We start from the raw sequence: 14,227 nt of genomic DNA, 5'->3' as shown, positions 1-14,227 counted from the left end.
TGATATAGTCAGTGTTCTAAAGCTAATAAAAGGTCATGAAAAGATAAAAAGGCTTATGCTTATTTGCTGTTTGTGTTTTAACATAAGAGGGGATCAAGATAAGTACTAACCGCTTCTATGCACCGCAGATGCTCTCTTCCATCAAAAAAAAGAAGTTTTTATAAAAAATAAACCTCTCTGCAAGCAGAGAGGTTTATTCAGGAAACTAACTCAAATGGCTTATTGTAATAATTTAGAAACCATTTGTGGAGTTTGGTTTGCTTGAGAAAGCATGCTGATACCAGCTTCGTTCAAGATTTTGAACTTAGTCATTTCAGACATTTCTTTCGCCATGTCAGCGTCTTCGATTTGAGAAGCAGCTGAAGCCATAGAAGAAGATTGGCTCTTCAGGTTGTTTACGTTAAAGTCAAGACGGTTTAATGTAGCACCTAGAGTTGCACGGTTGTCAGCAACTGTTGTTAGAGCTTTATCAATTGCAGCAACAGCAGCTAAAGCGTCCGCTTTAGAAGTATCTGGTGTTGGTGTTGGTGTTGGTGTTGCTAATTTTAAATCTTTGGCAGCAGTAAAGATTGCTTGTGCGGTAGTGTCACTCGCTGATGCTGTATAGTCATCGAAAGCTTTTTGGATATCTTTAGCTTGGTTAGAATCTAATGAAGCTGATACTTTGTCAAATTCTGCTTTAGCTGTAGCAACATCAGTGTCTCTTGATGCTGCTACAGGAGTTTCTAATTTCTTCATAGCGTTGTTAAGAGCTGTAAGGTCTACAGTAGTACCAGTACCAGTACCAGTACCAGTAGTAGCATCAGCTTTACCGATAGCAATTTTATCAATTCCTAATTTTTCAAGAGTAACTGCTTTTAAATTAATACCAATTTGTTGATCAGCGCTACTTGAATCAAGTGTTTGAATCTTAACTTCGCTATCTTCTTTTAATAAGTTCTTATCGTTAAATTGAGTATTGTCTGCAATGTAAGTGATTTGTTTTTGTAATTCAACAAATTCTTTTTGTAGTGCAGATTTGTTTGAATCAGTGTTTGTACCGTTAGCTGATTGGTTAGCAATGTCACGCATACGAAGTAAGATATTAGATACTGAGTTCATTGCAGAATCAGCTGTACGGATTAATGACATACCGTCTTGCGTGTTATTAGCTGCAACACCTAATCCACTTTCACGTGCACGCATACGAGTTGCAATTGCAAGACCAGCAGCATCGTCAGAAGCGTTGTTGATACGTTTACCGCTTGATAAACGATCCATAGAATTGCTCATTTTTGATTGGTTTTGACGCATGTATTCTTGCGTACGTAAACTGTTAATGTTTGTATTAATTCTCATAATTAAGAACCCCCATTTTTTTATATTGACTTTTCTGCAAATTGAAAAACGGTAATATGCGAAAAAATCAATTTCGAGATTTATTGTAATCCCTGTCATAGCGGCTGTCAACTAAAAATTCGAATTAATAAATATAAAAAAATAACAGTTTAACAATATATTCATTTTTTTATTACATAATTATTAAAAGGATTATTGCAAACTTTAAAAAAAAACTCTAATATTAGATTATCTTTGTTTACCGAAAAGGTGATATTATGATAGTTGGAAATATAGTAAAAGAAGTGCTTGCATATAAGAAAGGGCAAATTCAGCAAAAGCTAAGTAGTCCACAAGCATTTGTTAGTAGTCGTTTTCAAGAGAAGTTGCAGAGTGAACCTGCGAAGGAGACGAAGGCTACTACGCAGCCGGCAAAAGTAGAAGATATGAGTCAGCCGGTACAATCTACGAAAATAGAAGCGGTTGTTAATAAACCGGCAGAAACTATTAATAAAGTAGAGGAAGCGAGTAAGCTTGAAGAAAAGGCTGAAACGAAGAAAGCAGATGAAGTGCAAGTTGCGCAAAAAGAGTTTGAACGACGTTTCCCAGAAACGAAAAATGAGGCCGCTGATACGTGGGAATTAACGAAGAAGTATAATATTCAAAAAATACGTTCTTCCAATGAAGGCAAGTATGAGGATATTATTGATCGAGTAAGTCGTACATATGGAATTCCAAAAACGTTAATTCAAAAAATGATTGAAGTAGAGTCTAATTTTAATCCGAAAACGGTGTCACATGCAGGTGCGATGGGTCTTATGCAGCTTATGCCAGCGAATGTGAAGGAGATGGGTGTGAAGAATCCCTTTTCACCAGCTGAAAGTATTGAAGGTGGCGTGAAAGAGTTAAGCGGTTATTTAAAGAAAAATAACGGCGACTTAGTATTGGCACTTGCTTCTTATAATGCTGGTCCTGGCAATGTGAGAAAGTACGGAGGCGTACCGCCATTTAAAGAAACGCAAGGATATATTAAAAAAATATTAAATATCGACGTTTCAAAATAAGAAGTTTCATATATAGAGAGAACATGAAATTTTCGTGAACATGATATGGGAGTTGGCTAGATTTGAAATTACAAGATGATATTCCGTTAACAATTTATTTTGAAATCGGAAATACGAAAAAGAAAATTGAAGATCTGCTTCATATTACGAAAGGTACATTGTATCGTCTTGAAAATTCAACGAAAAATACGGTGCGTCTTATGCTTGAGAATGAAGAGATTGGAACCGGAAAGATTTTGACGAAGAATGGAAAGATGTACGTTGAAATCGTTGAATTGAAAAGGTAGGGAAGGGGATTGTCATGAGTGGCGAAAAATTAAGCCAAGAGCAAATTGATGCCCTGCTGAAGGCGGTAAATGAAGGCGAGGAAATGCCAGCTTTCGCACAAGAAGCAGGAAAGCAAGAGAAATTTCAAGAGTATGATTTTAATAGACCAGAGAAGTTCGGTGTTGAGCATTTACGTAGTTTGCAAGCGATTGCTTCTACGTTTGGAAAACAGACGTCACAGACGTTATCAGCGCGTATGCGTATTCCAATTGAACTAGAACCTTCAACAGTTGAGCAAGTTCCATTTACGAGTGAGTATGTGGAGAAAATGCCGAAAGATTATTATTTATATTGCGTGATTGATCTCGGTTTACCAGAGCTTGGAGAAATTGTTATTGAGATTGATTTAGCATTCGTTATTTATATTCATGAATGTTGGCTTGGCGGAGATAGTAAGCGTAACTTTACGATGCGCAGACCGTTAACAGCGTTTGAGTTTTTAACGCTGGATAATATATTCTTACTTCTTTGTAAAAATTTAGAGCAATCATTTGAAAGTGTTGTTGCGATTGAACCGAAATTTGTAACGACAGAAACAGATCCGAATGCATTAAAGATTACGACAGCGAGTGATATCATTTCATTACTTAACGTAAATATGAAAACAGAGTTTTGGAATACGACGGTGCGTATCGGAATTCCATTCTTATCTGTTGAAGAAATTATGGATAAGTTAACGTCTGAAAATATTGTCGAACATTCTTCAGACAAGCGTAAAAAGTATACGTCTGAAGTGGAAATGAAAGTAAATCAAGTGTACAAACCTGTTCACGTTGCAATTGGTGAGCAGAAAATGACAATGAGTGAGATTGAACAAATTGAAGAAGGCGATATTATTCCGCTTCATACGAAAGTTTCGGATGAATTACTTGGTTATGTAGATGGAAAGCATAAATTTAATTGTTTTATTGGAAAAGATGGAACGCGTAAGGCGCTCCTATTTAAAAGTTTTGTAGAGTAGGAGGATCCATATGAAGCATGAAGTATCTCCCGTGTCATTAATGGGATTAGAAGATTTTGCAGGAAAGCGAAATGAAGCAGGTAAAGCACATATTGATACTGTTTCAGATATTTCGATTGAACTTGGTGTAAAGCTTGGAAAGTCATCTATTACACTTGGTGATGTAAAGCAGTTAAAAGTTGGCGATGTTCTGGAAGTAGAGAAAAACTTAGGACATAAAGTAGATGTGTATTTAAGTAATATGAAAGTCGGCATCGGTGAAGCAATCGTAATGGACGAGAAATTCGGTATTATCATTTCTGAAATTGAAGCTGATAAGAAACAAGCGGCGCTTATGAAAGCGCAAAGTCAAATGCAAGATAAAGAGTAGAGGAGGAGTCATATGTCGTATATGACGACCTTATTTCAAGTCGTTTTACTGTTTGGTGCGCTCGGCTACGGTGCATATTATATGACGAAAAAGACGCGCAAACAGCAGTTTTTTAAGCAGGGTGAAAATGGCCATATTCAAGTAAAAGACGGTGTGTATTTAAATCATCAAACGAGTGCCTTTTTATTTGAAGTGGACGGAAAGCAAGTGTTCACTGTTATTAGTAATAACGGTGTGCAGTCTGTGCAATTAACCGGAACAGGAAATCAGTTTCAACAAGCACTAGAAGACGCGGTGAAGAGTGAAACGAAAAAAGTAGAGGATCCATCATGAGAATAAAGAAACAGTTATCATTATTAGCCGTTATTTTCGTATTTTCTATCGTTTTTTCAATTATTTTTGTAAATCCAGCGTATGCAGCCCCGAACGGTTTTATTAATTTCGAAAATGGAAAAGAGTTTACGAGTAATTCAAGTGTACAACTATTTGCGCTCGTTACCCTTTTATCATTATCTTCTTCTATCGTTCTATTATTTACACATTTTACTTATTTTATGATCGTTCTAGGGATTACACGTCAAGGACTTGGGGTAATGAATTTACCACCAAACCAAGTGCTTGTTGGACTTGCATTATTTTTATCACTCTTTACGATGCAGCCTGTACTTGGGCAACTGAAGAGTGATGTGTGGGATCCGATGACGAAAGAGAAAATAACAGTAAGTCAAGCTGCGGAAACGACAGCTCCTATTATGAAAGAATATATGTCAAAGCATACGTATAAGCATGATTTAAAAATGATGCTGAAAGTACGCGGAGAAGAGTTGCCGAAAGATTTGAAAGATCTTTCACTATTTACGCTCGTACCATCCTTTACGTTAACGCAAATTCAAAAAGGTTTACTAACAGGGATGTTCATTTATTTAGCGTTTGTATTTATAGATTTGATTATTAGTACACTTTTAATGTACCTCGGGATGATGATGGTACCGCCGATGATTTTAAGTTTACCGTTTAAAATACTCGTTTTCGTATATTTAGGTGGATATACAAAAATCGTCGACATTATGTTTAAAACGGTCGCCTGAAGCGTTTGATGCTATGTGATAGGAGTCATATAAATGAATACGTCACCAATTATAGATATTTTTCAAACCTTTTTTTATAAAGGGGTTATGATTTTAATGCCGGTTGCCGGCGTAAGTATGATTGTCGTTATTATCATCGCTGTCATTATGGCGATGATGCAAATTCAAGAGCAAACGCTGACGTTTTTACCGAAAATGGCGAGTATTGTCCTCGTTATTATCATTTTAGGTCCGTGGATGTTCCAAGAGTTAACGACACTTATTTTAGATTTATTTGATAAAATCCCATCGCTATTGCGTTCGTACTAAGATAGGTGAACTGAAATGAATATGGAATTATGGGCGGCAACGTTTTTTGCGTTTTGCCGCATTACTTCATTTTTATATTTTTTACCGTTTTTCTCAGGACGATCCATTCCAGCAATGGCGAAGGTTACAGTTGGACTTGCTCTTTCAATTACAGTGGCTGATCAAGTGGATGTCTCTCACATCAAGACAGTTTGGGACGTTGCAGCTTATGCAGGAACGCAAATTGTAATTGGATTATCACTTTCAAAAATTGTAGAAATGCTGTGGAACATTCCGAAAATGGCCGGGCATATTTTAGACTTTGATATCGGTTTATCACAAGCAAGTTTGTTTGATGTAAATGCGGGCTCACAGTCTACTTTACTATCAACCATTTTTGATATATTTTTTCTCATTATTTTTATTTCACTTGGCGGCATTAATTATTTCGTTGCCACGATTTTAAAGTCGTTTCAATATACAGAGGCGATTTCAAAATTGTTGACGACTAGTTTCTTAGATAGTCTACTCGCAACGCTATTATTTGCGATCACATCAGCGGTTGAAATTGCTCTTCCGCTTATGGGAAGTTTATTCATCATTAACTTTGTTCTAATTTTAATTGCAAAAAACGCTCCGCAATTAAACGTTTTTATGAATGCATACGTAATTAAAATTACGTGCGGTATTTTGTTTATTGCGATGAGTGTACCGATGCTCGGTTATGTGTTTAAAAATATGACGGATGTATTACTTGAAGAGTATACGAAACTATTTAACTTTTTCTTAACGAAGTAGGGGGACGCGCATGGCAAAGGATAATAAAACAGAAAAGGCCACCCCGCAGAAGCGTAAAAAATCGCGTGAAGAAGGGAATATTGCCCGGAGTAAAGATTTAAATAATTTATTTTCCATTCTAGTATTAGCAGTTGTCGTTTATTTCTTCGGAGATTGGCTAGGGTATGAGATTGCAAATTCCGTAGCGGTGCTGTTTGATCAAATTGGAAAAAATACAGATTCAACCGAGTATTTTTATTTAATGGGGATTTTATTACTGAAAGTATCGGCTCCGATATTAATACTCGTATACGCTTTTCATTTATTTAATTATATGATTCAAGTCGGCTTCCTATTTTCTTCTAAAGTCATTAAACCGAAAGCGTCACGTATTAATCCGAAAAACTATTTTACGAGACTGTTTAGTCGTAAAAGTTTAGTAGATATTTTGAAATCACTGTTTTATATGGGATTAATCGGTTACGTCGCTTACGTTCTTTTTAAAAAGAATTTAGAGAAAATTGTCAGTATGATTGGATTCAACTGGACTGCATCACTTACTGAAATTATTAGGGAAATTAAATTTATTTTCTTAGCAATTTTAATTATTTTAATCGTTCTTTCTATTATTGATTTCATTTATCAAAAATGGGAGTACGAGCAAGATATTAAGATGAAAAAAGAAGAAGTGAAACAAGAGCATAAAGATAATGAAGGGGACCCGCAAGTTAAAGGAAAACGAAAAAACTTTATGCATGCAATCTTGCAAGGAACAATTGCGAAGAAGATGGATGGCGCAACATTTATTGTAAACAACCCGACTCATATTTCGGTCGTACTTCGTTACAATAAACACGTTGATGCAGCACCAATTGTCGTTGCAAAAGGGGAAGATGAGCTCGCGTTATATATACGAACGCTTGCCCGTGAACAAGAAATACCAATGGTGGAAAACCGTCCGCTTGCTCGTTCTTTATATTATCAAGTCGAGGAAGATGAGACGATTCCAGAAGATTTATATGTAGCTGTAATTGAAGTTATGCGCTATTTAATTCAGACGAATGAACTTGAAGTATAATAGCGCGTTTGGAGGAGATCTCTTTGTTTAAGATAGATTCTGCAAGAACCTATTTTTCTATCTTTTTAGCAGCGTCATTCGTAGTGGCGCTCTTAATTCCACTTCCACCATTTATACTTGATATTATTATCGTTTTTCTACTAAGTATGTCAGTGCTTATTTATATGCGAGCGACAAGTATTAACGAGTGGGATGAATTAAAGTCATTTCCAACGATGCTGTTATTAATCGGGATTTTCCGCGTATCGATTAACGTTTCGACGACGCGAGCGATTTTGACAGATGGAAATGCTGGTCATGTTATTGAAGAGTTCGGTCAGTTCGTAATTGGCGGAAACTTATTAATTGGTATCGTTATTTTTACAGTATTAATCATATTTCAGTTTATTGTTGCAAACGGTGCGTCTCGTACAGCTGAAGTAGCAGCTCGTTTTACACTTGATTCTTTACCAGGGAAACAAATGTCTATCGATGCTGATTTAAACCAGCGTATTATTTCAGAAAAAGATGCACAAGCGAAACGAAAAAAATTAAATATGGAAACAGAGTTTTACGGGGCGATGGATGGTGCCGGAAAGTTCATTAAAGGGGACGTTATTTTCGGGATTGTCATTTTATTCGTAAACATTATTTTCGGTTTAATTGTCGGAATGATGCAGCAAGGGATGAGCTTTGCGGATGCGGCTCTTCATTATACACAGTTAACTGTCGGTGACGGAATCGTAAACCAAATCGGTTCGTTAATGCTTGCGATTTCAACAGGTATTATCGTAACTCGTGTATTTGACGGTTCACCGGATACAGTAACAGAAGGTATCTTTAAAGAGTTATTAGCACATGAAGTCGTTGTATATGCACTCGGTGGTTTATTTATCGCAATGGGTATTTTTACTCCGCTACCGTTTCTACCATTCGCACTCGTTGGCGGAACAATTATCTTCTTAGGAATTCGTAATAAAAATCGAATAAAGAAAGAAAAAGAAGACGAGCTTCAAAAAGAAATAGAAATGATTCAAGGCGAAGATGAGCAACTGCAACAAGTAGAAGATTCATTTGGAGTATTTACGGATAAATATCCAATTATAGTAGAACTCGGTTTAGATTTAGCAGCACTTGTAAAGCAAAAAATTAACGGGGAAACAGCTCGTGATAAAGTTGTTCTTATGAGGAAGTCAATTATTACTGACCTTGGTATTAACGTTCCTGGAATTAACTTTAAAGATAATACGAGCTTTAGGCCACGCGGACGTTACATTATTCGAATTAAAGGTGCGAAGGCGGCTGAAGGTGTTTTAAAATCAGGTTATTTATTAGCACTGAAAACACCAAACGTAATGGCTGATTTAGATGCAGAGCCAGCGAAAGATCCAATTTTTGGTGAAGATGGATATTGGATTTTAGAGCATATGGTGCAAGATGCACAAATGAAAGGCTATCAAGTGTTAGAGCCACTTAGCATATTAATTACACATTTAGATGTTGTCGTTAGACGTAATCTTCATGAATTAATTCAGCGCCAACATGTAAAAGACTTAATTAACTCGCTTGAAAATGATAATGGCGTTCTATTAGAAGAGATTAAGAAAAAAGAAATTGATTTATCACTTGTTCAAAATGTTATTAAACAACTTCTAAAAGAAGGTATTTCTATTCGTGATTTACCAACAATTATTGAAGGTATTATTGACGGCAAAGAAATTTATCAAAACCACGTGGATGGTGTAACATCATTTGTTCGTGAATGTATTTCAAAAGTTATTTGTGAAAATGCGAAAAATCCGGACGGAAAAATATATGCAGCGCTCTTCTCTGATTCAATCGAGTTAGATGCGGATGTTGTGAATAATTCATATCAAGGTTACTTATTAAACTGGGATTTAGATTTAGAAACACGTGTCGTTGAGCAAGTGCAGCGCGTCTTTAAGCAAGCACGTTTAATGGGAAGAGAACCAGTGTTATTAACACGTAGAAAAGATTTTAGATTTGCGATTGTAAGACTGCTAGAACGTTATCAAGTGGAAGCACAAGTACTTTGTATTAGTGAATTAGCACCAGAAATTGTTGTGGATCAAATTGCCTATATTGAATAGTAGGGGGTGAAGTAATGGAAAGTACAGAAAAGAAAGAAGCGTTAATGCGAATAAAAGCAGCTTCGAAAAATGAATTGTATCGAAAGTTATTTGACCAATATGGTACAGATTATTATTACGTTGTCGATGAAAGTGTAAAACGAAATATACCGTTTTTTTGGAAAAAGGATTATGAAATGTTAGTTGCATTTCCAGAAGAAAAACAGGAAGAAGTGAATGAAGGTACAGCTCAATTTCATGAACAATTAATGGATGTTGTGAATGATCCTTCAGAACAAATTGTGAAGGCGAATGGAATTCAATCAGTACTGCACAATTTAGAAAACGTAACGACTTCTATGTCATACGCGGCGATGCAAACAGGAAATAGTGAAGAATGGGCAAGAAAAAAAGAGAAACTATTAAAGCTGTTTGAAAAAGGAATCGTCGTTGTGAAACCGATGAAAGAAACGGAAGTAACGAAAAAGAAAAAAGTTGTGAAACAAGTCGTTCCAGTAAAGAAAGAAGAAGTAGCTCCAAAGAAAGAAAATCAAGAATCTGTACCGTTTATTATTCAAAAAGTAATTCGGATGCTAGAACAAAACGATGTGGAACAATATTTCATTCATGCATATGCTGAAAAGTTAAAAATAAAGTTTGAAAATGCAACCATGATTACGGAAGAAGAAGTTATCAGGTACATATTGGAAGATATGAAATCTCATTTTAATACGGAAAACGTCTTTGAAAAAGAAGTACAAACAATTGCATTAATAGGTCCAACTGGCGTTGGTAAAACGACGACACTTGCGAAAATGGCATGGCAATTTCACGGTAAGAAAAAAACAGTTGGTTTTATAACGACCGATCATTCGCGCATAGGGACAGTGCAGCAATTGCAAGATAACGTAAAGACAATTGGATCTGAAGTAATTGCTGTGCGTGATGAAGCTGCAATTACAAGAGCGCTTACGTATTTTAAAGAAGAAGCACGCGTCGATTATATTTTAATTGATACAGCAGGGAAAAATTATCGTACGTCAGAAACAGTGGAAGAAATGATTGAAACGATGGGACAAGTAGAACCAGATTATATTTGTTTAACGTTATCAGCTTCAATGAAAAGTAAAGATATGATTGAAATTATTACAAACTTTAAAGATATTCATATAGATGGTATTGTGTTTACGAAATTTGATGAAACAGCAAGTAGTGGCGAATTGTTGAAAATTCCAGCAGTATCATCAGCTCCTATTGTATTAATGACAGATGGCCAAGACATAAAGAAAAATATACATATCGCTACAGCTGAACATTTAGCAAAGCAAATGTTACAAACATCGTAGAAAAGAGGTGAAGAATAAGGCGCTTGCCTTATTCAAACGAATATGAACGGTCTTTATATAGGTTCTATGGGCATGATGAATTACATGCAGCGCATTAATGTTCATTCGAATAACGTTGCAAATGCTCAAACGACAGGATTTAAAGCAGAAAATATGACGTCTAAAGTATTTGATGTACAAGACACATATCGCCGCGGAGATGGGGCGGTAACAAATATCGGTTCGGTCGATTACGCTGTAGTACCAGCTGCAACGCATGTGAATTTAGTACAAGGAAATATACAAATGACAAATAGCGCTACAGATTTCTTTTTAGATGACGGCGCGGCCGGCACAACATCATTTTTCGTTACTTCTAAAAATGATGAAACGTTTTTAACGAGAGATGGTAGTTTCACATTAAATAGTGATCGTTATTTACAAACGTCATCTGGTGCTTTCGTAATGGGAGAGAATAATGAGCGTATTCGTATCCCAGAAGGAGCAAAGGTTGCTGTACAAGCAGACGGTACATTATATGATGAAGTAACACAAAATAATATTGGTCGTTTGCAAACAAAAACAGTAGATGCAGAAACGAATGCACGTCTCGTGCAACGTGAAAACAAAAGCTTTACACTAGCAGAAGGAAACATTGCTAATTTACCGAACGGAACAGGAATAGTAAAAAATCATATGCTAGAAAATTCAAATGTAGATATGACGAAAGAGATGGCAGATCTTATGACAGATCAAAAGATGATCCAAGCATCACAGCGTGTTATGACGTCATTTGATAAAATTTATGAAAAAGAAGCGAATGAAATATTGAGATAGTGGACTCCTAATAAAGGAGTCTTTTATTAATTTAAAATTTCAGAATTATCAATTGACTTTGCGGAGCTTCTTTTTTATATTAGTAGGTATAACTATAACTACTAAAGAGGTGAGAGTATGGCAACGGCATTATATTTAGAAGATGCATACAAAACGAGTTGCGAAACAGAAGTGATAAGAGTAGAAGGGAATAAAGTATTTGTAAAAGAAACAGTTTTTTATCCAACTGGTGGAGGACAGGAATGTGATACGGGTGTCATTGTACAAGATGGGTCTGTATTTGAAGTTGAAAAAGTAAAGAAGGAGCAAGGAGAAATAGTTCACTATATAAAAGATGAAGCACAAGTAAAGTTAGGTCCAGTTAAATTAGAGATAAATTGGGAAAGGCGTCATAATTTAATACGTCATCACTCTTTACTGCATCTTATCGGAGCTGTTGTTTATGAAAAGTATGGAGCTCTATGCACTGGAAATCAAATTTATCCTGATAAAGCACGTATCGATTTTAATGAGTTACAAGAGTTATCGAGCGTGGAAGTAGAAGAAATCGTTGAGGAAGTGAATAAACTTATTAAGCAAAATAAAGAAATTTCCACTCGTTATATGAGCCGTGAAGAAGCAGAAAATGCTGTAGGAATGATTAAAACAGCAATAAATCTCCTACCAACTACTATCCAAGAAATCCGCATTGTTACAATTGAAAATTTAGACGAACAAGCTTGTGGAGGCACACATGTGAAAAATACGAGTGAAATAGGAACACTTGTTATTGATAAAGTAAAAAGTAAAGGGAAGCAAAATCGTCGTTTTGAAGTAAGGGCGATTTAGATTGTGAGGGGTTACCGATGGATGAAATTATAAAGGAATTACAAAAGTTAGGATTTTCTCAGTATGAATGTAAAGCGTATATTGGACTACTAAAACATTCCCCAGTAACAGGCTATGAAGTGAGTAAACAAACAGGAGTACCTCGTTCTATGATTTACGAGGTACTCGGTAAGTTAATGGATAAAGGAGCGGTGCATATTGTACCTTCTGAACCAGTTAAATATGTACCAGTACCAGCTACCGAATTAATGAATCGAATGCGAAAAGACTTTGAAAAGTCCTTTGAGTTTTTAGACCAGAAATTAAATGATTTAGAACAAGAAAGACAGATTGATGTAATTTCGCATATTCGTTCAAATGATCGTGTTTTGAAAGAAATATGCAATATAATTAGTAGAGCTAAGGAAGAGTTATGGATTTCTGTATGGGAAGATCAAGTGCATGAAATTGAACCATACATTCATCAAAAGGAAGAGGAAGGCGTACATATATTTTCAATCTTATTTGGAGCTCCAGAAACAAAAATAGGAGCGACATTTCACCATAATTATATGACGCCCCACGTTGTTGAAAAGAGAATGGGTGGTCATTTAACTGTTATTGCTCGTGATGGAGAGGAAGTATTAATTGCGAACTTTTCAAATGATAGCACTTCATGGGCCGTTACAACGTATGACCCAGCGCTAGTTCTCGTTGCTACAGAGTATGTGCGGCACGATATTATGGTTGAAGAAATCACAAAGGAATTTGGAGCTGATAAGTTAGATACGTTATGGCGTGAAAATATAGATTTAGTTCATGTCGTAACAGGAAAACGAACTTTAGAAGGAATGGAGGATGATAGAGATGAGTAAAGCTGAGGCACATGTAGCTTTGCAGAGTGACGATACATTTCAGCAAGGAGTAAAAGATTGTTTACCAACTGTATTTGGTTACTTGAGCATCGGTATAGCAGCTGGTGTAATTGCAAAAACAGCTGGTTTCTCCATCATTGAAATTGCATTTATGTCCACTTTAATTTATGCAGGTTCTGCCCAATTTATATTAGCTGGTATGTATGCAGCCGGTGCTCCTGCTTCCGCAATTATTTTTACTGTATTTTTTGTTAACTTGCGCCACCTTCTTATGAGTGCTGCACTTGCACCGTACTTTACGAAAATTCCTCTATTTAAAAACTTAATCATCGGTTCGCAAATTACAGATGAAACTTTCGGCGTTGCAGTGCAGCATGCAGCGCAAAAAGGATATTTAGGTGAAAGATGGATGATAGGGCTTAATGTAACAGCGTATTTAAATTGGATTCTTGCCACTATCATTGGCGGGCTATTTGGTGAGTGGATACCAGATCCACATACATACGGCATGGATTATGCATTACCAGCGATGTTTATCGGATTATTTGTTCTTCAGCTCATAAGTAGTAAACCGAAACTAGCAATTCATTTAAGTGTTGCAATTGTAGCGATTATTATCGCATACGTTTCACACCTATTTATGCCAGATAGTATAGCGGTTATTATCGCAACCTTACTAGCTGCGACGATTGGAGTGTTGATTGAAAAATGGAAATGAGATTAGATGTATTATTACTTTTACTAGCAGCAGGAGCTGTTACAATCGTGCCACGTATTTTACCTCTACTCGTATTTAGCAAACTACAAATTCCTGACTGGGGTTTAAAATGGTTAAATTACATACCAATTGCGATATTAGCAGCACTTTTAGCACAAGTTTTATTTATGCATGAAACGATGCAGTGGGATTATCTTATTGCAGCAATTCCAACATTTCTTGTAGCGATATATACTCGTAGTTTATTAGGTACAGTATTAACGGGAGTGATTGTGATTATTTTGTTACGTTTCCTTTTCTAAAAAGGATTACACTCATATCATAGC

17 protein-coding genes are annotated in these 14,227 nt (G+C 36.0%); 16 read left to right on the top strand and 1 reads right to left on the bottom strand.

Going from position 1 to position 14,227, the window contains the following annotated elements; genetic code table 11:
* Positions 1 to 219: 219 nt before the first annotated feature.
* Positions 220 to 1,338: a flagellin N-terminal helical domain-containing protein gene (locus B9A45_RS21520; protein WP_084064972.1), complete on the bottom strand. Its 1,119-nt coding sequence runs from the start codon at positions 1,336 to 1,338 to the stop codon at positions 220 to 222.
* A gap of 257 nt (positions 1,339 to 1,595) precedes the next feature.
* Between B9A45_RS21520 and B9A45_RS21515 the strand changes: the two genes are divergently transcribed.
* The 16 genes from B9A45_RS21515 (at position 1,596) to B9A45_RS21440 (ending at position 14,203) form a co-directional block, all read left to right on the top strand.
* The gene (locus B9A45_RS21515; protein WP_000635223.1) at positions 1,596 to 2,381 is read left to right on the top strand and encodes a lytic transglycosylase domain-containing protein; all 786 of its coding nucleotides are present in this window, start codon (positions 1,596 to 1,598) and stop codon (positions 2,379 to 2,381) included.
* Between the two features lie 62 nt (positions 2,382 to 2,443).
* Complete coding sequence (locus B9A45_RS21510) at positions 2,444 to 2,668, top strand: flagellar motor switch protein FliN (RefSeq protein WP_000775712.1); 225 nt, start codon at positions 2,444 to 2,446, stop codon at positions 2,666 to 2,668.
* A gap of 14 nt (positions 2,669 to 2,682) precedes the next feature.
* Positions 2,683 to 3,669 (top strand): flagellar motor switch protein FliM, encoded by a 987-nt coding sequence (gene fliM / locus B9A45_RS21505; protein WP_016117526.1) that lies wholly within the window; start codon positions 2,683 to 2,685, stop codon positions 3,667 to 3,669.
* Positions 3,670 to 3,679: 10 nt separating this feature from the next.
* Positions 3,680 to 4,039 carry a flagellar motor switch protein FliN gene (fliN, locus tag B9A45_RS21500; RefSeq protein WP_000680010.1) on the top strand — a complete coding sequence of 120 codons (360 nt, stop codon included), beginning with the start codon at positions 3,680 to 3,682 and terminating at the stop codon, positions 4,037 to 4,039.
* Positions 4,040 to 4,051: 12 nt separating this feature from the next.
* Positions 4,052 to 4,372 carry a hypothetical protein gene (locus B9A45_RS21495; protein WP_000121176.1) on the top strand — a complete coding sequence of 107 codons (321 nt, stop codon included), beginning with the start codon at positions 4,052 to 4,054 and terminating at the stop codon, positions 4,370 to 4,372.
* Positions 4,369 to 5,127 carry a flagellar type III secretion system pore protein FliP gene (locus B9A45_RS21490; RefSeq protein ID WP_001220582.1) on the top strand — a complete coding sequence of 253 codons (759 nt, stop codon included), beginning with the start codon at positions 4,369 to 4,371 and terminating at the stop codon, positions 5,125 to 5,127. Before B9A45_RS21495 ends, B9A45_RS21490 begins: the two co-directional genes overlap by 4 nt.
* Positions 5,128 to 5,160: 33 nt before the next feature.
* Positions 5,161 to 5,436 carry a flagellar biosynthetic protein FliQ gene (locus tag B9A45_RS21485; RefSeq protein ID WP_001098085.1) on the top strand — a complete coding sequence of 92 codons (276 nt, stop codon included), beginning with the start codon at positions 5,161 to 5,163 and terminating at the stop codon, positions 5,434 to 5,436.
* A gap of 15 nt (positions 5,437 to 5,451) precedes the next feature.
* A complete protein-coding gene (locus B9A45_RS21480) occupies positions 5,452 to 6,213 on the top strand; it encodes a flagellar biosynthetic protein FliR (RefSeq protein WP_001055718.1) in 762 nt (253 codons plus the stop codon).
* Positions 6,214 to 6,223: 10 nt separating this feature from the next.
* A complete protein-coding gene (locus B9A45_RS21475) occupies positions 6,224 to 7,270 on the top strand; it encodes a flagellar type III secretion system protein FlhB (RefSeq protein ID WP_001030111.1) in 1,047 nt (348 codons plus the stop codon).
* A gap of 23 nt (positions 7,271 to 7,293) precedes the next feature.
* Positions 7,294 to 9,360, top strand: a complete 2,067-nt coding sequence (gene flhA / locus B9A45_RS21470) for a flagellar biosynthesis protein FlhA (protein WP_000472534.1) — start codon at positions 7,294 to 7,296, stop codon at positions 9,358 to 9,360.
* A gap of 14 nt (positions 9,361 to 9,374) precedes the next feature.
* Positions 9,375 to 10,685 (top strand): flagellar biosynthesis protein FlhF, encoded by a 1,311-nt coding sequence (flhF, locus tag B9A45_RS21465; protein WP_084064968.1) that lies wholly within the window; start codon positions 9,375 to 9,377, stop codon positions 10,683 to 10,685.
* Between the two features lie 42 nt (positions 10,686 to 10,727).
* Positions 10,728 to 11,501 carry a flagellar basal-body rod protein FlgG gene (locus B9A45_RS21460; RefSeq protein WP_001013935.1) on the top strand — a complete coding sequence of 258 codons (774 nt, stop codon included), beginning with the start codon at positions 10,728 to 10,730 and terminating at the stop codon, positions 11,499 to 11,501.
* 117 nt (positions 11,502 to 11,618) lie between these two features.
* Entirely contained in the window at positions 11,619 to 12,329 is a 711-nt protein-coding gene (locus B9A45_RS21455) for an alanyl-tRNA editing protein (RefSeq protein ID WP_084064965.1), read from the top strand.
* A gap of 17 nt (positions 12,330 to 12,346) precedes the next feature.
* Positions 12,347 to 13,183 (top strand): TrmB family transcriptional regulator, encoded by an 837-nt coding sequence (locus B9A45_RS21450; protein WP_084064962.1) that lies wholly within the window; start codon positions 12,347 to 12,349, stop codon positions 13,181 to 13,183.
* Positions 13,176 to 13,901, top strand: coding sequence for an AzlC family ABC transporter permease (locus B9A45_RS21445; protein WP_000029963.1), 726 nt, complete (start codon positions 13,176 to 13,178; stop codon positions 13,899 to 13,901). Before B9A45_RS21450 ends, B9A45_RS21445 begins: the two co-directional genes overlap by 8 nt.
* Positions 13,892 to 14,203 (top strand): AzlD domain-containing protein, encoded by a 312-nt coding sequence (locus tag B9A45_RS21440; protein WP_000425938.1) that lies wholly within the window; start codon positions 13,892 to 13,894, stop codon positions 14,201 to 14,203. Before B9A45_RS21445 ends, B9A45_RS21440 begins: the two co-directional genes overlap by 10 nt.
* Positions 14,204 to 14,227: the final 24 nt, after the last annotated feature.

Source organism: Bacillus sp. JKS001846, assembly GCF_900176455.1.
Taxonomy (GTDB): Bacteria; Bacillota; Bacilli; order Bacillales; family Bacillaceae_G; genus Bacillus_A; species Bacillus_A cereus.
This window is presented reverse-complemented; position numbering and strand designations above follow the sequence as displayed.